This is a genomic window from Dyadobacter sp. CY356, from assembly GCF_021440195.1.
GTDB lineage: Bacteria > Bacteroidota > Bacteroidia > Cytophagales > Spirosomataceae > Dyadobacter.
The window spans coordinates 195,362-215,153 of sequence record NZ_JAJTSZ010000009.1 but is presented as its reverse complement, the minus strand read 5'-3'; the positions used below and the strand labels follow the sequence as shown (position 1 = coordinate 215,153).

Here is a 19,792-nt window from a genome sequence, read left to right as displayed (position 1 = left end):
GTATTGATAAACAGATATTTACTTTCTTTTATTCTTTTGGCATAACAAAAATCGCTTCATCAATTTTTGGGTTGACTTCTAACGTTTTAATTTTCATAGCCATCGTCGCACCCGGCATAGCAGAAGTTTCTACCTCTGATGTAAACGGATAAGTGATGCCATCAATCTGTCTGAAATCCGACTGCGTATTTTTGGATTGGATTTGCTGTCCCTGAACGGTCACTGACGCTACCACTTTTAAAATATAGTAAGTATCCTGAGAAATGTAGTTGGTGCGTTTTGAGCCATTTTTCAGGTTTTGTGTCACCTTATAAACTTTGGCACCTCCAAGATCTTCTTCACCATCTAATGTTAGCGTCTGGCCTTTTTCCTTGTAATTATACAAACCGGTCAGATCAGTTTCCGCAGAAAGCGATTTTACTACTTCATCAGGAAGTGGTGTGGCTTTTGTTTGCCCTGCCATTGGATTAATTGACCAGCCGGTGTTATTATCAATAACCTGGGTAATGGTTGATCCTTGAACAACGGTCTCACTACGAAAACCGCGGTCCTGAACGATGGTCGTAGTAACAGGAATCTGCATTTTCATCACATCCATTTCTGCGGTGATTTTAACACTTTTCAGTTTCGACAATTTTTCTGTACCGCCCATGGCGGTTAGGTGCAAAGCAACAATTTCATCCAGTGTTTTTTGCGCAAATGCAGAAGAAAATATTCCAGAAAGGACTAAAAGTAAAAGCGACTTAAAACAGGTTTTTTTGAGCATGTGGAGTTTGTTTTGATAAAGTGTAAAACTAGGGAATAATAATCTAATTGTGAATTGGATTGAGGAGGAGTGGATATTATTGCTGCTGAGTGAATTAATTTTTATTACCCGTCGGACGGCAGAAAAAGGCGTCCGACGGGTCGCTCGTTCCGTCCGACGGCTTTTTTGCCGTCGGACGGATATTAAAAAACGGTTCAGCCGGGATACCCTTATTCAAACTTTGCATAAAAAATTATCAGTCGGACGGATACAAAAAGATTGTTCAGGGAAAATAATTATTCAGACCGGGCATAAAAAAACGAACGAACCACAAAGGTGGTCCGCTCGCCAAAATATATAAGTTCTTAAAACTAATTATGCACCTTTTAACGCTTCAGCACCACCAACGATTTCAAGAATTTCCGTTGTAATAGCAGCCTGACGTGTTCTGTTGTAAACCAATTTAAGTTCTTTCAAAAGTTCCTGAGCATTTTCAGTTGCTTTATCCATCGCCGTCATACGGGCACCTTGTTCCGAAGCATTTGATTCAAGAACGGCACGGTACAACATAATTTTCAACGATTTTGGAATCAATTCAGCAAGAATTTCTTCCTCGTTTGGTTCAAATATATAATTAACTTCCGGTGCTTTTACTTTCTGTGTAGTCGTATCCGCAACGATTGGTAAATATGGATCTGTATGTATGATTTGCGTAGCAACGTTTTTGAACTCGTTATAAACCAGGTCAACCACATCATAACGGCCTTCCGAAAAGTCCTTCATGATTTTTTCTGCTGCTTCTTTTACATTGACAAATTTAAGTCTTGTAAATAAATCGGTGTAAGTTGTATTCACAGTAAAACCTCTGCGCACAAATGCTTCTGCACCCTTTTTACCGATCGCAAAAATCTCAACATTTCCTTTGCTGGCCTGTACCGAATATTTTCCTTCAATCAGCGCCAGTGTAGCTTTAATAATATTTGTATTGAAAGCACCGCACAATCCACGATCGGAAGTTACAACGACGATCAATATTTTTTCAGCAAAACGAACTGTTTTCAATGGGCTTTCCACTGAACTTTCAGAACCTGCTGATACTGTCGAAAGCATTTGTCCCAATTTCTGGGCATAAGGACGCATTTGCATGATATTGTCCTGAGCTCTGCGCAATTTTGCAGCTGCCACCATTTTCATGGCTTTGGTTATCTGCTGGGTTGAATTAACCGAAACGATCCGGTTACGTACTTCTTTTAAGCTTGCCATCTTAGGGAAATTAAATGCGGTCCGCCTGAGGTAATCAAGAAGTCAGGAATCCGAAAGTTTTCCGGTTCCTGACTTAAAGTTTCTCTGTTAATATTTAGCTGAAAGTTCTTTCGCTACTTTGTCAATAACATCAGTTAAGCTGTTATCAAGCTTGCCTGCACGAAGTGCTGCAAGTGTTTCGCTGTATTGCGCAGAAAGAATCGTAAGGAATTCTTTATCGAATTCTTTTACTTTTTCAACAGGAACTCTGTCTAATAATCCTTTTGTAGATGCATAAACTGTTGCAACTTGTTGTTCAACCGGTACCGGAGCATATTGAGGTTGTTTCAATACTTCCTGGTTACGGCGTCCACGGTCAATCGCAAGTTTGGTAGAAGCATCAAGATCCGAACCGAATTTTGCAAAAGCTTCCAACTCACGGAATTGAGCCTGGTCAAGTTTCAACGTTCCTGATACCTTTTTCATCGACTTGATCTGAGCGTTACCACCCACACGTGATACCGAAATACCTACGTTGATCGCAGGACGGATACCCGAGTTGAACAAGTTAGATTCAAGGAATATCTGTCCGTCCGTAATAGAAATTACGTTCGTTGGGATATAGGCAGAAACGTCACCAGCCTGTGTTTCAATGATCGGAAGTGCAGTTAATGAACCACCACCTTTAACTTTTCCTTTAAGAGAAGGAGGAAGGTCATTCATGTTTGCTGCAATGCTGTCATCATTGATGATCTTCGCAGCTCTTTCCAAAAGACGGCTGTGAAGATAAAATACGTCACCCGGATAAGCCTCACGTCCCGGAGGGCGACGAAGCAGCAGGGAAACCTCACGGTAAGAAACCGCTTGTTTTGAAAGGTCATCATAAACGATAAGCGCAGGACGACCGGTATCACGGAAATATTCACCGATGGCAGCACCCGTAAAAGGAGCATAGAATTGCATAGGTGAAGGATCCGATGCACCAGCTGCTACGATTACCGTATAGTCCATTGCACCATAACGGCGAAGTGTTGCTTCGATACCTTTGATGGTTGAAGCCTTCTGGCCGCAAGCAACGTAGATACAAAATACAGGTTCGCCTTTATCGAAATATTCTCTTTGATTGATGATAGTATCAATAGCAACAGCAGTCTTTCCAGTCTGGCGGTCACCGATAATCAACTCACGTTGTCCGCGTCCGATAGGAATCATCGCATCGATTGCTTTGATACCAGTCTGAAGAGGTTCGGTTACGGGCTGACGGAAAATTACCCCCGGAGCTTTACGCTCTAATGGCATTTCGAATGTTTCACCCTGAATCGGGCCCATTCCGTCGATTGGTTCAGCTAGTGTGTTAACAACACGGCCTACAATACCTTCACCAACTTTTACCGAAGCGATCTCTTTGGTACGCTTCACCGTGTCGCCTTCTTTGATCTCACTTGAATCACCAAGCAAAACGGCTCCAACGTTATCTTCCTCGAGATTCAACGCGAGGGCTTTAAGGCCATTCTCGAAAACGAGCAGCTCACCCGCCTGAACCTGAGACAGGCCATAAATGCGGGCAACACCGTCACCTACCTGAAGGACGGTTCCTACTTCTTCGAGTTCAGCCTCAGATTTAGCGCCTGCAAGTTGTTCGCGCAGGATGGCCGAAACTTCGTCCGGTCTAACAGATACCATAGTATAATTGACTTATTTAGAGTATAGTAGTAAGTTTTTGAAATCAGCCGCAAAGGTATGGTTAATTCTTTAAATAAAGAATACTTCACCTAAAAAACTACGCCATAAAAATTAGATTTTTCCAAGTTTACTTTACTACGCTATTATAGCGGTGCAAAAATATGGAAATTCAGGCATTTATAAGGTTTTTAAAACTTTTTTAGGTACTAATTGTGTTTTTGTTGTAATTGAGTTCGTTAATAACAATTACAAATCAAAAATTTAATTTTCAGACCATCCTTAAGTAGAATGTACAAATTAGAAAAAACCATTTTAGCCTCAGTTTTATGTATCGGTTTAGCAGCTTCCCAGGGATTTGCACAAGCACCCAAAAGAGCTACCAAACCAGCGGCCACAACAAAAAAGACTACGGTTACAGCAGCAAAGGCAGCACCATCATCAAATGTACTCAGGAATAAGCTGGATTCGCTATCGGCGGCTATCGGTGTCAGTTTTTCTAATTCATTGTCATCTCAGGGAATCAGTGATATCAATACCGATATCCTGACAAAAACCATTACAGCAGCACTTAAAGGTGAAAAAACAGTTTTTTCATCAGAAGAAGCGAATAAATTTATTGGAGAATATTTTCAGAAAATGATGGAATCAAAAGGAGCAGTCGTGAAAGTAGAAGGAGAAAAGTTTTTGGAAGAAAACAAGAAAAAGGCGGGTGTAACAACAACGGAGAGTGGTTTGCAGTATTCTGTCATTAAAATGGGCGATGGCCCGAAGCCTTCTGCAACGGATAAAGTAAAAACGCATTATCATGGTACTTTAACCAATGGAACAGTTTTTGACAGTTCTGTTGACCGAGGTGAGCCGGTTGAGTTTCCGGTAAATGGTGTAATAAAAGGTTGGACAGAAGCATTGCAGCTTATGCCGGTTGGCTCAAAATGGAAATTGTATATTCCATACCAGTTGGCTTATGGTGAACGTGCAGCAGGTCCTCAGATTCCAGCTTATTCAGCTTTAGTTTTTGAAGTTGAATTATTAGAAATTGTTAAATAGTTAACAAAAATTCGACGAATGAAAAAATACCTGATCACTCTTATTCCTGTTGTATTACTTGGCTGGCAGCGAGGTCCCGTACAGCAAAATGCAGTCGTTACTACGGAAACATCACTGGCGGAAGATATAAAGCCGACAGCAGCTCAGTATAAGGCGGAAGAGCTTTCGACGCGGATTCTATCAAATTATCACTATCGTAAAACGAAACTTAACGACTCGTTATCGTCAGCGATTTTTGACAAATACATTGATGGTATCGACCACGGTCGTTTGTACTTTCTTGCTTCGGATATGGCGGAATTTGAAAAGTACAGATTTTCCTTCGACGACTTTTTACAGAAGCGCGAACTGGACGTTCCTTTCAACATGTATAACCTTTTCAGAAAGCGTTATCAGGAAAGAAGCGAATATATTCAGACGCTTTTGAAAACGCCAAAACCGTTTGATTATACTGTCGATGAATCACTGAACACGGATCGTGAAAAAGTGGCATGGGCTAAGTCAAATGACGAGTTGAATGATACCTGGAGAAAGTATCTGAAAAGTGAAGCACTTGATTTGAAACTTGCAGGAAAGGCGGATTCATCTGTCGTGAAAACAATGAGTGACCGTTATAAAAACCGTGACCGTGGTTTGAGCCGTATTCGTACGGAGCAGGTTTTTCAAATGTTTATGAATGCGTATGCAGAATCTCTGGATCCGCATACAAGTTATATGGCGCCTACATCTGCTGACCGTTTCAAACAGGAAATGAGCCAGTCGGTTGAAGGTATCGGAGCATTACTTCGTGAGGAAGATAATTATATCAAAATCGTTGAAGTAATTCCTGGCGGACCAGCTTTTAAAGGAAAACAGCTTAAAAAAGAAGATAAGATTATCGGCGTTGCCCAGGGTGATGATGGTAAATTTGTAGATTTGGTAGGCTGGTTTGTGGATGATGCGGTTAAACTTATCAAAGGGCCAAAAGGTACAGTTGTTCGTTTGCAGATTCTTTCCGCCGATGCACTTTCAAGTACGCCTCCAAAGGAAATCAGACTGGTTCGTGAAAAGATCAAACTTGAAGATTCCCGTGCTAAAAAGGAAATTGTTTCTGTGAATAGTGGAAACAAAGATTACAAAATCGGGGTGATCGATGTGCCATTGTTTTACCGTGACTTTGAAGGAGCGCAGCAAAAAGAGAAGGAATTTTCAAGCACAACACGTGATGTTCAAAAAATCATCACTGAATTGCAGGCTGAAAATGTGGACGGTATTGTAATTGACCTTCGTAACAATGGTGGTGGTTCTTTAACAGAAGCAGTTTCTCTGACAGGTTTGTTTATCAACAGAGGGCCGGTTGTTCAGGTAAAAGAAGGACAGGGCGAAGTTGAAGTGCAGTCTGATAACGATCCTACGGTTGCTTATAACGGTCCAATGGCGGTTATGGTGAATCGTTTCAGTGCTTCGGCATCCGAGATTTTTGCAGCGGCTATTCAGGATTACAAACGTGGCATTATCGTCGGTGAGCAAACTTATGGTAAAGGAACGGTTCAGACTTTGATCGATCTTAATCAGTGGGTTCCAAAAGAAACGGATCAGTTAGGACAGGTTAAATTGACTGTTGCCAAATTCTACCGTATCAATGGAAGCAGCACGCAGTTGAAAGGTGTAATGCCTGATCTTGAAATGCCGACTGCTTTCAAAGTAAATGAATATGGTGAAGGTTCTCAGCCAAGTGCTTTGCCTTGGGATCAGATCGCATCTTCAAAATATGAAGCGACAAATGATATTAATGAGAAAATCGTAAGCCAGCTTCGTGATAAACATAATCACCGTTTGAAATCTGATGAAGAGCTGAAAGCATTGGCGAAAACGATGGATGAGTTTAAAAAAGCGCGCGAAAATAAAGTGGTTTCTCTTTTAGAATCAAAACGTAAAGTGGAACGTGACGAAGCAGAAAAGAAACGCGCTGCTATGAAACAACTTGGTGAAGAGTCTGATGATGAAGACGAAGATTCAGCGGATGCAAAACCAAAAACAGCTGAGGCAACTAAAGAAGTTAAAAAGAAAAAGGATATATATATTACCGAAACCGGTCGTATGCTGGCTGATTTGATCGTTATTTCGAAAGAACCAAGTTTGGCAGGGGCTAAGAAAAAGTAATTTTTAGAAGATAGATTATATTGAAAGAACACGGTTGGCGGATGCTGGCCGTGTTCTTTTGTTTTAATATCGAATTCTCGATCCTAGCGCCCAGGGATAAAACCCTGCGCTACAATGTCGGCCGTGTCTACGGCATTTTTTCGTGATTTTTGATCAAATAGGTTTAATAAAAAATCTTTGTGGTATATAGTTAAATTGGCCATTTTCGATATTGAAATGCCATAGGCATGACCGGCATTGTAGCGCGGGGTTTCAACCCCGGGACCAATGATATTATGAAATATTTGAAAATGCCATAGGCATGACCGCATTGTAGCGCGGGGTTTCATCCCCGGGACCAATGATATTATGAAATATTTGAAATGCCATAGGCATGACCGCATTGTAGCGCGGGGTTTCAACCCCGGGATCAATGATATTATGAAATATTTGAAAATGCCATAGGCATGACCGACATTGTAGCCCCGGGTTTCAACCCGGGGGATTCGGGACGGAATTTATCGTAATAAAATGCCGTAGGCATGGCCGATTTAAATTGGTGAAAAGCTAGTTCTATTCCCAACCACCACCAAGCGACCGATACAAATCCACCAAAGCCAGATGCTGATCTTTTTGTACTTCTGTTAATGCCAATTCAGCCTCCAATACATTTTTCTGAGCTGCAATGATTTCAAGATAAGTAGCATAACCAGTTGTAAAAAGATCCCGGGATGTTACAACCGCTAGCTGCAAAACATCAACTTCCTGTTTCTTGAATTCAGAGATTTTTTTTGTGTTTTCAATCTTTTTTAAACTTGTACTTACTTCCTGAAAACCTGTCAAAATTGCTTTGTTGTAAGCGAATAATGCTTCTACACTTGCTGCTTCAAATCGTTTTTGACCAGCTTTCAATGCTTTCCGATTAAAGATTGGAGCAGCTAATCCACCAAGTGCACTGTAAGCAATCGAGCCGGGATTAAATAGCAATGAACCTTTGAAGGCATTGAAACCTAATAAACCTGTAATGTTTAGGGATGGCAGGAATGCCAGTCTCGCAGCCTGTAAATCAGCGTGGTTTGCCAGTAATTCAAATTCCGCCTGTTGTATATCCGGGCGTCTGATCAGCATTTTTGAAGGAATTCCAGCCTGGACGCGCTCAGGTAAATTTTCGTTAAGCCTTCCATTTCTAGTAATTTTTTGAGGGAAACGGCCTAACAGAAAATTCAGATTATTTTCTGCTTCCACAATGCGCTGGTTAATTTGTATTTCAAGACTTTGCGTATTAAGCAACTGCGCTGTAAATTGTCTTACGCCCAATTCATTCGCTCTTCCGCCTTCTTTTTGTATTTTAATGTTTTCAACGGCCGATTGCTGTAAAGTGATGTTCTTTTGAATAATTGCCAACTCGGCATCCATCGCTAAAAGCTCATAATAAAGTCTGGAAACTTGCGCAATCAAACTTGTTACAACCAGATTTCTGCCTGCCTGAGTAGCCAGAAACCGGGTATATGCAGCCTTTTTCTGCGTTCGTAATTTACCCCAGATATCAATTTCCCAGGAACTTCTGAATCCCACAAAATAATCAGGCAGGAAGGGAGCGGGCAGTCTTCTGTCGGCGTCGATATTTTCTGAAAAATTGGTATCATAATTACCGACACCGTCCATCGTGTAGTCTCCAAACTTTCGGCCACCTCCCGAAACTTCGGCACTGATAGCTGGTAATAAAGCACCTTTTGCCAGAAAAATATTGGATTTCGCCATCTCTATCCGTTGTACCGCCATTTTCAGATCCGGATTATTCAGGAGGGCAGTATCGATCAAAGCGATCAGGTTGGGATCTTTAAAAAATGACTTCCACTGCATAGCAGCAATTCCCGTTGAATCCGTTTGACCGTCAAAATTTTGTGGGGTTTTAATGGAAGAGGCATGTTGGACGGGCTGCATTGTTTTACATCCGCCCAGGAAAAGCAAGGTAGCAACCAGAAGGGTTTGATAAGTTTTTTTATATGTTTTCATCAAATAAATGCTGTTAGTGAAAATAGGGCAGTCATGACGAAATTTCATGACTGCCGATGCGTTTTCGGGATCAATGGAGCAGAACTTCCTTCCGCTGAATTTTTGGTGCCGAAGGTTTTTTAGGAAGTGCCAGCGTTGCGAAGAGCACGTAAAGTCCCGGAATAATAATTACCCCAAATAACGTCCCGATCAGCATACCTCCCGCGGCAGCCGTACCAATAGACCGGTTTCCCAAAGCACCAGCACCGGAAGCGATACAAAGCGGTATAAGTCCAGCGATAAATGCAAAGGAAGTCATCAAAATGGGACGTAACCTTTCTGTGGCTCCTTCCAGAGCCGCCTCGAAAACAGTTCTGCCTTCTTTCTGGCGGAGAATAGCGTATTCAACGATCAGGATCGCATTTTTCCCTAAAAGTCCGATAAGCATTACCAGTGAAACCTGAGCGTAGATATTGTTTTCCAGACCAAGAAGTTTCAATGCCAAAAATGCTCCGAAAATCCCGGTTGGTAAAGAAAGTATTACCGGAAGGGGAAGCAAGAAACTTTCGTACTGTGCAGCAAGAAGCAGATATACGAAAAGCAGACATATCCCGAAAATATACATCGCCTGGTTGCCTGAAAGAATTTCTTCCCGCGTCATACCTGACCATTCATACGAAAATCCTTTTGGGAGCTTTTCTTTTGCAACACGTTCAACAGCCTTGATGGCGTCTCCGCTACTAAATCCAGGCGCGGCATCGCCATTGATCATTGCGGATGTAAACATGTTGTAGCGCGTCAGCAGTTCTGGTCCGTAAACCCGCTCTAATCGTATGAAAGTTGAAAAGGGAACCATTTCACCACGATTATTTTTGACATACAATTTCAAAATGTCCTCCGGGGTCTTACGAAAACTCGGGTCCGCCTGCACCATTACCTTATACATTTGTCCAAACCGGATGAAGTTGGAAGCATATAAACTCCCGATCAGGGTTTGGAGTGTGCTCATAGCCACATCAACAGAAACTCCTTTTTTGGAAGCGATATCCGCATCTACATGGATCATATACTGTGGGAAGCTGGCATCAAAACTGCTGAATGCACTGGAGATTTCCGGTGTATCCATCAATGCTTTCACAAATTGATTCGTTATTTCAGCTGTTTTTTGAAGGTCGTCACTGCCTGTCCTGTCCTGAACACGGAGTTCAAATCCACTGGAATTACCAAATCCGGGAACAGTTGGGGGAGGGAAAAACTGTATGTTTGCATCGGTAATATGCTTCGTTTTTCGTTCCATTTCCGCGATGATATCTTTTACTGATTCTTTTCGCTGGTCCCAGGCTTTAAGGTTGATCATGGCCATACCGTAAGATGAACCGGCAGATTCCGTAATCAAACTATAACCCGAAAGAGAAGATACAGACTCGACAGGTTCCAGGGACTCTGCTACTTTCTGTATTTCATCCAGTACAGCTTCCGTTCTTTCAACAGTAGCGGCAACCGGCGTTGTTACATTCACATTAATCACACCCTGATCTTCTGTTGGGATAAATCCGGTTGGTAATATGCTATTGATTCCGTAGGTACCAATGCAAAAAGCCACTAAAAGACCTACGGTTATCATTCTCCGGCTGGCGATGCGCGATAGCAGTTTCCTGTATTTATTAGAAATACGATCATAGCCCTTATTAAATCCTCTGAAAAACCGGTCGAGTGGTGTGTTCTTAGCGGGCTGGCCATGGGTGTTTTTAAGCATTAATGCACAAAGTGCAGGAGTAAGTGTCAATGCGTTAATTCCGGATATGACAATTGAAATAGCCAGCGTTATTGAAAATTGCCGGTAAAAAACGCCGACGGGTCCTGACATAAATGCAACCGGTACAAATACGGCCGACATGACCAGCGTGATCGCAATAATGGCACCGCTCATTTCCTTCATTGATTCAATGGTAGCTTCTTTTGCGTCGAGATGTTTTTCAGCCATTTTTGCATGAACTGCTTCCACGACGACAATGGCGTTGTCCACCACAATACCAATGGCAAGAACTAATGCAAAAAGCGTCAGTAGATTAATTGAGAATCCGAATAATTGCATAAAAGCAAAAGTCCCGATCAAAGCAACCGGTACAGCCAGTGCGGGAATAAGTGTTGAACGCCAATCCTGCAAAAAGAGAAACACAATAATAATTACCAGAATAAAGGCTTCGATCAGTGTGCGAACAACCTCATGTATGGATGCATCCAGAAACCTCGAAACGTCATAGGAAACAAAGTAGTCCATTCCGGGAGGAAAGCTTGTGCCTTTCAATTCAGCTACTTTGCTTTTGATATTTTTAATAACCTCCTGTGCATTCGACCCCGGCCGCTGTTTGATCATGATCGATGCCGAAGGTTTTCCATTGGATTTGGAAGCCATATCGTATTCCAGTGTTCCAAATTCAATGTCAGCAACGTCCTTTAATTTCAACATTGAACCATCCGGATTGGAGCGTAATACAATATTTTCATATTGAACAGGCTCGAATAATTTTCCGGTATACTTTAAAACATACTGCAAAACCTGCGTTTCGCGGCCGGAAGCTACGCCTGTTTTTCCAGGCGCGGCAACCACATTTTGATCGCGTATTGCCTGCACAACTTCATCGGCCGACACGTTGTAGTTATTCATCCGATCGGGTTTCAGCCACACGCGCATGGAGTAATCCTTACTTCCCATAATTTGCGCGCGACCCACACCGTCGATTCTTTTTAACTCTTTCAGGATGTTGATATCAGCAAAGTTGTATACAAAGTCTTCACCAACAGTTGTGTCTGTGCTCATGATATCCAGATACATAAGCATACTGTTCACCTCTTTTTCGGTGGTAACCCCAGCTTTGATTACTTCTTCCGGAAGTTCATCAATAACTGTTTGAACACGGTTTTGTACGTTCACCGCAGCCAAATCGGGATCCACACCTACATTAAATGAAATAGTGATCGTAGTAACACCATCGTTACCTGATACACTGGTCATGTACGTCATACCAGGTACCCCATTGATGGCTTTTTCCAGCGGAACTGCGACAGCATCTACGCAAACTTCCGAGTTGGCACCCGTGTAGGTGGCAGTTACGACAACGGAAGGAGGGACAATATCAGGGAACTGAGAAACGGGTAGTCCTATAAAAGCCAAAATCCCCAGCAGGATGATGAAAATGGAAATGACCAGCGACAGAACCGGTCGCTCTATAAATTTTTGAAACATGATTTAAAATTCAGGTGGGAATTTAGGTTTTATCGTGCTGTAAGCTCGATGTTGCTCTTTTCTGTTTTAACAGAGTCCAGAGTGATCATTTTTGGATTAATCGTAACGCCATCTTTCAATCCCTGAAGTCCCTCATATATAATTGTTTCTCCCGGCTCCAATCCTGACTTTACAATATAATATCCTGAAAGCCTCGATTTGGGTACGAAGCTTCTGGTCTTTATTTTGTTATCTTTTCCTAAAACGTAAACAAAGCTTTTATCCTGAATTTCAAAAGCAGCTTTCTGAGGAATTAAAAGGGCGTTTTCAACGGTATTTGTCAATCTGATTGTACCGGTTGAACCATGTTTCAAGAGTTTTTCCGGATTTGGAAAACGTGCCCGGAAAGCAATAGAGCCGGTTCCTTCATCGAAAGCTCCTTCCATTGTTTCTATTTTTCCTTTATGTTTGAAAAAAGAGCCGTCTGCAAGTTCGAGCTCTACGATCGCATTTTGATTAGATGCCGCGTCTTTTGCTTTTGTATATTCCAGATATTCGTTTTCAGAGACATTGAAGTATGCAAAAACATTTTTAGTATCCGAAAGGGTAGTCAATAATGTTCCTTCATTGATCAAACTGCCGATTTTAAAGGGAAGTCTGTCAATCATACCGTCGAAAGGAGCTTTAATCTGAGTATGAGCAAGCAGAATGGCCGCATTTGATTTCATCGATTTCGCTTCTTCAATCCTTGCCGTCACGGCTGCATATTTAGCCTTGGCAACGTCAAGTTCCGTTTTGGAAACTACATTTTTTTCGACCAGCATTTTTACCCGGCCCATTTCCAGTTCTGCCCCTTTTGCATCAGCTATGGCACTTTGCAAACTGGCATTTGCTTTGGCGAGTTCTGCGGCATATTCCTCACTATTGATACGAAAAAGTATTTGTCCCTTCTTCACTTCCTTTCCTTCATCAACATATACTTGTTCAAGATATCCTTTAACACGAGCGTAGATTTCTACATTTTTCACAGCATGAATATCACTAACATACTCCCGGTGTAATTCTGTTTTCTGCGTTTTTAGTTCTGTAACAGGTATTGTTGGAATCGAATCTTTGCTTTCAGTAGTATCCTTACTTTGAGTAGAACAACTGGCGGTAAACAGGCATAGGCCCAGCAGAACTGCCAAATGGTGATTTTTCATAATAAGTTGTTAAGTGGTTAAAATTAATATTTTGTATGGATTTTGGGATGGTATATAGCACACAGACTCGCGGCCCGTAAAGCTTACAGGACCCTGGCAATAAGTATAAACTGAATCAAAAAGATACGCGCTAAAATCCGGCGTTTTGCGTCAGGTTATACGTTGTAAAATGTTGCGGCTATTATTGTTAAATCAGGCAAAAAACCTGTAAGTCAGACTAGAATGGGCAAAGTCGATGAAGGAAACTGTAATAATCCGGCAAGGTAAGTAACCCCTCGATGGAGCCGATAACCTGCCGGGTATAATGTTGAAAAACAGACTTTTCGGAAAAATGGAAGTATTCAGATAAAACCGATTCAAAACAAATGAAACGGTAATTTGAATTTCTGTGAAGTAAAAGATTTGTAAGACTTTCCTTCCATTCAAATTCATCAGCGCTGAGGAATGTTGGCTGATGACAAATAGAAGGGTCAAATTCGATAATTTCTTCTTCCTCTTCAATATAGTATTTGTTATTGAAAGGAGATAGTTGTCTGATACCGAAATTGGTCCTGCAAGAGGCCTCCGCCTGTCCAACGAACAGGGCTGAGGCAAGAATTTGCCCAATGCAAAAAAACAATACAAAAGTTCTTTTAAGCATGGTATCAGCTAATATCAAAACATTGAAAAATTCATATTTTTATAATGAATTCAAGAATGATTGGAATTAATTTATTGGAAATGCAATACTGTGATCCAATAATTCAAATATAATAATTCAGGCTTTTAAAGCAAATTTTTTCAATTGTTAATGCGTGTTAATGAATTCTAATTTATTTCTAATAATGGAATTTACTTGTTCGTTTGTTTCCGTATTAATGTTTCAACAAATCGAAATTTTTACGCGAATTGTCCGGTATATAACTGGTAATATTTCCCCTTTTTCAGCATCAGATCATTATGGTTTCCACGTTCAATAATGCGTCCGAATTCCAGAACAATAATTTCATCTGCATTTCTAACCGTTGATAACCGGTGCGCGATGACAAAGGTCGTTTTGCCTTTCATTAAAGTATCCATTCCTTCTTCAATCAACTTTTCGGTTCTGGTATCGATAGAACTGGTGGCTTCATCCAGGATTAAAATCGGTGCTTCGGCAACCGTTGCCCGCGCAATATTCAGTAATTGTCTTTGTCCCTGACTCAAATTACTTCCGTCTCCATCCAGCACTGTCTGATAACCCTGCGGCATTCTGGTTATGAAAGAATGCGCATTGGCAAGCTCCGCAGCATGAATCACTTCCTGATCTGTTGCCGATAATCTTCCGTAACGAATATTTTCCATCACGGTTCCGGTAAATAAATGCGTATCCTGCAAAACGATGGCCATGGATTTGCGCAGACTTTCTCTGGAAATGTCTTTAATATCAATTCCGTCTATGGTGATTTTTCCCGACTGGATATCGTAAAATCTTGGAAGTAGATTAATGATCGTTGTTTTTCCGGCACCTGTGGAACCTACAAATGCAATTTTATGCCCTGGTTTTACGGATAAATTGATATCATGTAAAATGACTTTATCAGGGCTGTAACTAAACATAACATTTTCAAACCGTACTTCGCCGTCAACTTTTGAAAGGGTTACAGCATTTTCTGCATCCGCCGGTTCCGGCAATTGATCCATCATTTCAAATACACGTTCTGCACCTGCCAGAGCCGCCTGCAAGCTATTCAGCTGACTGGAAAGTTCATTGATCGGTCTTCCGAATTGTCTTGAATACTGAAGAAATGAAGCCAGCCCACCAATATCCAGTCCACGTGTTACAGCCAGAATTCCACCGATTGTAGCCGTTAAAGCATAATTGATCGTACTCATGTTGATCATAATCGGCATCATCATACCAGAAAACATCTGTGCTTTCGTTGCCTTATCACGAAGATCGAAATTCAGTTTTTCAAATTCAGTTTCAGCTTTTTCTTCATAGCCAAATACCTTCACAACTTTGATTCCTGTGATAATTTCTTCAATATAACCATTGGTCATACCCACAGCTACCTGCTGTGAAATGAAATATGCCTTACTTCTTTTGATCACCTGAGAAGCCAGGAACAGCATAAGCGGAACCATCACCAATGTTACCAAAGTCAGTAAAGGACTGATGTAAAGCATGAGCAGAAATGTACCGGTTAAAGTAATAATGCTGGTGAAGATCTGGGTCAAACTATTATTCAGAGATTCACTGATCAGGTCCACGTCGTTAGTAAACCGGCTCATTAAATCACCATGACTATTGGTGTCAAAAAATTGTAAAGGAAGTGATTGCAGCTTTTTGAAAAGATCATTTCTCATTTCGTTAACCGTTTTTTGAGAAATAATAATCATAAACCGGCTTTGCAGGTAAGCCGCCGTTGCGCCTGCTACGTAAATCACCAGCATAATGCCAAGCATGTGAATTAATCCATCAGCATCTTTTGGGATAATATAGTCGTTGATCAGCGGGCGGAGTAAATAGGAACCGGTTAAGGAGGCTGATGTATTAATCAAAATAAACAACACGACCGTAAAAAGTCCTGCTTTGTTTTTTTGAAGATATCCCCAGAGCCGGCGCATGGTCAGGCTTACATTTTTTGGTTTCTCTGCGGAGAACCGTCTTACTGAACCAGACCCTGGCATTCCGCCCGGAGCGGCGGCTGTTGATTGAGATTTATTGTTTTCGCTCATGAGGCTATGGCTTCATTTTGCTGTTGAGACTGGAATATCTCCTGATAAACAGCATTCGTTTTCATCAATTCATCATGTGTTCCTACGCCGATAATGCGTCCATCGTCCAGGATAATGATCCTGTCAACAGATTCAATAGAGCTGATTCTTTGTGCGATGATAAAAGTGGTGGTGTTATTATGGTTTTCCTGTAACGAAGTCCTGATTTTTGCTTCGGTAGCGGTGTCAACGGCGCTGGTGCTATCATCCAGGATAAGAATTGTCGGCTTCTTTAAAAGTGCCCTGGCGATACACAATCGCTGCTGCTGTCCGCCGGAAAGATTTACGCCGCCCTGTCCCAGAACAGTTTCGTATTGTAAAGGGAAAGACATGATAAAATCATGCGCCTGAGCATCTTTTGCAGCTGCAATTATCTCGTCATCACTTGCATCCGGCTTTCCCCATTTCAAATTACTTTTGATGGTACCAGAAAACAAGACGTTTTTTTGCAGTACCGTTGCAGTGGCTTCACGCAAATGTTTTAGAGAATAATCACGAACGTCCACATCGTCAATCAAAACCTGCCCTTCGGTAACATCATACAGTCTCGGAATAAGTTGAACAAGACTTGTTTTGGCAGAACCTGTCGCGCCGATGATTGCGATCAATTCACCTGGTGTCGCTGTGAAACTAATGTCTTTTAAAACAAAAAGATCGCTTTCACTTTTGTATTTAAAACAAACATCCCGGAATTCAACTTTCCCTTTATGAATTTTCAGATTCTGGCTTAATGCGGATGGCGTATCGTTAATGTCAATTTGTGTGTCCAGCACTTCAATGATCCTTTTAGAAGAAGCGCTCGCTCTTGAAAACATCATGATTGTCATGGAAAGCAGCATCAGTGCAATTAAAATCTGGGTAATGTAACTGATAAATGACATAAGCTGTCCCACCTGCAAATCCCCGGTCATTACTTTATTTCCGCCAAACCAGACCACCGCTACAATCGAAACATTCATGATCAGCATCATGACAGGCATGACCAGGATCACGATGGTTGATGCCTTGACCGACATTTCCATCAGATCGTTATTTGCAACCGAAAATTTTTGTTCTTCAAAATCACTTCTGACAAATGATTTTACGACACGTATATTGGTCAGGTTTTCCTGAATTGCTGCATTCACCCGATCCAGTTTTTTCTGCATTTTGGTAAAATACGGAATACCTTTTTTCATAATAATGAAAATGGCAAGGCTTAAAACGGGAATGGCTACGGCTATAATTATGGTCAGTTCCCGGTTAATCTGCAAAGCGAAAATTACAGCACAAACCAACATTAAAGGAGCGCGGATTAATAACCGCAGAGACATCATCACAACCTGCTGTAAGGTATTGATGTCATTTGTTAATCTCGTAACCAGAGATGCGCTGCTAAAAGTATCAATATTGGAAAAAGAAAATTCCTGGATTTTTTTGAACAAACCTTGTCGCAATTCACTTGCAAATCCGACGGATGATTTGGAAGAATAATAGACATTCCCTATACCACCCACAATGGCGACCAGCGATAAACCGATCATAATCGCACCCATTTTAAGAATGTAATGCGTGTCCTGGTTTTTTATTCCAACATCCACGATATCCGACATCAGCATCGGCTGGACAATTTCGCCAAAAACATCGATGATAGCCAGAAATGGCCCCAGGATCATCGCTGTCTGGTATTTTTTTATAAATTGAAGATATCTTTTCATCGGAACAACTGCGTCGGATTTTAGATAGTTTAGAAAGGATTTACCTGACGTTTAAATACAAGCGGATATATACCTGCAAAATAGATATTAAATATTTCAGGCTAACTAAAAATATCCTGCCGTGCATTTTTCTAATGGTTTATTAATGTCACTGGTTAATAAATATCGGTTAATTTATTTCTATTTTTAAGCAGAAAACGTATATTTCGACAACGATTGGCAAAGTTGATAATGTCTTGATAATACGACTGTTACTCGTCAATCCAGGTGATCCTTATTTTTATATGAAAGTATTTCAAATTAAAACACCGGCGTTCATTTTAACAAAAATGACGAGCGCTGATGGTGACAAATATTATCAGCTGAGCAACAATGACAACGTAATGAAATTTGTGACTGGCACCGCGCTTAGTCGTGAAGAATCAGATAAAATGCTGGGACAAATTTTGAGGGATAATGGTACCAACGATTATTTCGGCAGGTATCTGATTGAAGAAATTAAAACCGGCGCCCTGGTTGGTGCAGCGAAACTGGAAGCTTATGGGACCGAAGTGGAGATCGGATACAGGATTATGGAAGAATACTGGGGAAAAGGTGTGGCCACTTCCATTGCGAAATCGCTGATCAGGTTTTCGTTAAAAACATTTAAACCGACTGCTGTTATTGCATTTGTGAATATTAGAAATGCTGCGTCGATCAGGGTTTTGGAGAAAGCGGGAATGATGAACGTGGAAAGCATTGAAGATATTGATGAGGAGAAATTTAAATTCAGTTATTCACCTAAAACGAACTCTATCATGAAAAAAGCGCTCTACATTATTCTTGGGTTAATCGGGATTTTCCTGATTGCGGCCTTTATTATGCCAAAAGATTATGCGGTTGAAAGAGAAATAACAATCAATAAACCGAAAGCGGAAGTTTTTGAATACCTTAAATCTTTGAAAAATCAGGACAACTGGAGTGTCTGGATGAAGATGGATCCGAACATCAAAAAAACCTATAAAGGGACGGATGGAACTATTGGTTTTACATCGATGTGGGAAGGGAATGATGATGTCGGAAAAGGTGAGCAGGAAATAAAAAAGATTAGCGAAGGGGAGCGTATTGATACGGAATTGCGGTTTATCAAACCTTTCGAATCCAATAACGACGCTTACATGATCACCGAAAATGCTGGAGAAAACCAGACAAAAGTGAAGTGGGGTTTTTCCGGAAAAATGCCGTATCCGATGAATGCGATGCTGCCGTTTATGGGTATGGAAAAATCGGTGGGCAGTGATTTTGCCAATGGGTTGAAAAACTTAAAGGAGATTTTGGAAAAGTAAACTCTGGTTTTACCACGAATTCAAGAATGTTCACCAATCTATTTCTTTCAAACGCAAAAATTTCTTTACAAAATAGCAATCTGAAATGGGGACCAGATTACCACGAGTAGATGAATATATTATTAAATCGGCTGAATTTGCTATTCCGGTTTTGGATTATTGGCGGGAAATCGTTCATGCGGCTTGTCCGGAAGTGAAGGAAGTCATGAAGTGGAGTATGCCATTTTTTGAGTACAAAAATGGCAATTTGTGCAGTATGGCTTCCTTTAAATATCATTGCGGGTTCCATTTCTGGCTTTATACAAAGATGAAAGATCCTGATAATCTGTTTTCAAAAGATGCAGAAAACAATGGTATGGGCCAGTTTGGGAAGATTACAAAAATTGAAGATCTGCCATCTGAAGAGCAGATCATTGCCCTGATTCACGATGCAATGTCGCTGATTGATAATGGTGTGAAAATTACCAAAGACCCCGAAAAGAAAGTTGTAAAAGAATTGACGGTACCTGATTATATACTTGATGCGATTAATGACAATCCTGATGCCGGGGAAAATTTCGGACGTTTTAGTTTGTCGCAAAAAAAGGAATATGTCGACTGGATCGTTGAAGCAAAAAGTGAAGCAACCCGGATAAAAAGATTGGAGCAGGCTGTGGTGTGGATGGAAGAAGGGAAAACCCGGAATTGGAAATATCAGAGATAGCAATCGGCTCTCAGCAGTCGGCTTTCGGAATTTGCCTTGATAAAATTTATCCAGAGCAAGTTGATAG

13 protein-coding genes are annotated in these 19,792 nt (G+C 41.1%); 4 read left to right on the top strand and 9 right to left on the bottom strand.

Annotated features, from left to right (window positions below):
- Positions 1 to 28: 28 nt before the first annotated feature.
- The 3 genes from LXL81_RS24780 to atpA all read right to left on the bottom strand — a co-directional run bounded on the left by LXL81_RS24780 (position 29) and on the right by atpA (position 3,670).
- Entirely contained in the window at positions 29 to 766 is a 738-nt protein-coding gene (locus tag LXL81_RS24780; protein ID WP_234649950.1) for an outer membrane lipoprotein-sorting protein, read from the bottom strand.
- Between the two features lie 354 nt (positions 767 to 1,120).
- Positions 1,121 to 2,008: an ATP synthase F1 subunit gamma gene (gene atpG, locus LXL81_RS24775; RefSeq protein WP_234649948.1), complete on the bottom strand. Its 888-nt coding sequence runs from the start codon at positions 2,006 to 2,008 to the stop codon at positions 1,121 to 1,123.
- An 87-nt stretch (positions 2,009 to 2,095) separates the two neighbouring features.
- Positions 2,096 to 3,670: a F0F1 ATP synthase subunit alpha gene (gene atpA, locus LXL81_RS24770; protein ID WP_234649946.1), complete on the bottom strand. Its 1,575-nt coding sequence runs from the start codon at positions 3,668 to 3,670 to the stop codon at positions 2,096 to 2,098.
- Positions 3,671 to 3,958: 288 nt separating this feature from the next.
- Here atpA and LXL81_RS24765 point away from each other — a divergent pair, with 288 nt between their 5' ends.
- Both LXL81_RS24765 and LXL81_RS24760 read left to right on the top strand, forming a co-directional pair.
- Positions 3,959 to 4,717 (top strand): FKBP-type peptidyl-prolyl cis-trans isomerase, encoded by a 759-nt coding sequence (locus LXL81_RS24765; protein WP_234649945.1) that lies wholly within the window; start codon positions 3,959 to 3,961, stop codon positions 4,715 to 4,717.
- 18 nt (positions 4,718 to 4,735) lie between these two features.
- The gene (locus LXL81_RS24760) at positions 4,736 to 6,859 is read left to right on the top strand and encodes a carboxy terminal-processing peptidase (RefSeq protein ID WP_234649944.1); all 2,124 of its coding nucleotides are present in this window, start codon (positions 4,736 to 4,738) and stop codon (positions 6,857 to 6,859) included.
- 552 nt (positions 6,860 to 7,411) lie between these two features.
- Here the strand turns inward: LXL81_RS24760 and LXL81_RS24755 are convergent.
- The 6 genes from LXL81_RS24755 to LXL81_RS24730 all read right to left on the bottom strand — a co-directional run bounded on the left by LXL81_RS24755 (position 7,412) and on the right by LXL81_RS24730 (position 17,697).
- Positions 7,412 to 8,854 carry a TolC family protein gene (locus tag LXL81_RS24755; protein WP_234649942.1) on the bottom strand — a complete coding sequence of 481 codons (1,443 nt, stop codon included), beginning with the start codon at positions 8,852 to 8,854 and terminating at the stop codon, positions 7,412 to 7,414.
- Positions 8,855 to 8,924: 70 nt separating this feature from the next.
- Positions 8,925 to 12,080, bottom strand: a complete 3,156-nt coding sequence (locus tag LXL81_RS24750; RefSeq protein WP_234649940.1) for an efflux RND transporter permease subunit — start codon at positions 12,078 to 12,080, stop codon at positions 8,925 to 8,927.
- Between the two features lie 29 nt (positions 12,081 to 12,109).
- The gene (locus LXL81_RS24745) at positions 12,110 to 13,261 is read right to left on the bottom strand and encodes an efflux RND transporter periplasmic adaptor subunit (protein ID WP_234649937.1); all 1,152 of its coding nucleotides are present in this window, start codon (positions 13,259 to 13,261) and stop codon (positions 12,110 to 12,112) included.
- Positions 13,262 to 13,478: 217 nt separating this feature from the next.
- Positions 13,479 to 13,901, bottom strand: coding sequence for a hypothetical protein (locus tag LXL81_RS24740; RefSeq protein ID WP_234649935.1), 423 nt, complete (start codon positions 13,899 to 13,901; stop codon positions 13,479 to 13,481).
- A 239-nt stretch (positions 13,902 to 14,140) separates the two neighbouring features.
- A complete protein-coding gene (locus tag LXL81_RS24735; RefSeq protein WP_234649933.1) occupies positions 14,141 to 15,961 on the bottom strand; it encodes an ABC transporter ATP-binding protein in 1,821 nt (606 codons plus the stop codon).
- Positions 15,958 to 17,697 (bottom strand): ABC transporter ATP-binding protein, encoded by a 1,740-nt coding sequence (locus tag LXL81_RS24730; protein WP_234649931.1) that lies wholly within the window; start codon positions 17,695 to 17,697, stop codon positions 15,958 to 15,960. The genes LXL81_RS24735 and LXL81_RS24730 overlap by 4 nt, the downstream gene beginning before the upstream one ends.
- A gap of 284 nt (positions 17,698 to 17,981) precedes the next feature.
- Between LXL81_RS24730 and LXL81_RS24725 the strand changes: the two genes are divergently transcribed.
- Entirely contained in the window at positions 17,982 to 19,022 is a 1,041-nt protein-coding gene (locus tag LXL81_RS24725) for a GNAT family N-acetyltransferase (RefSeq protein WP_234649929.1), read from the top strand.
- 85 nt (positions 19,023 to 19,107) lie between these two features.
- Complete coding sequence (locus LXL81_RS24720) at positions 19,108 to 19,725, top strand: YdeI family protein (protein WP_234649927.1); 618 nt, start codon at positions 19,108 to 19,110, stop codon at positions 19,723 to 19,725.
- Positions 19,726 to 19,792 lie beyond the last annotated feature (67 nt).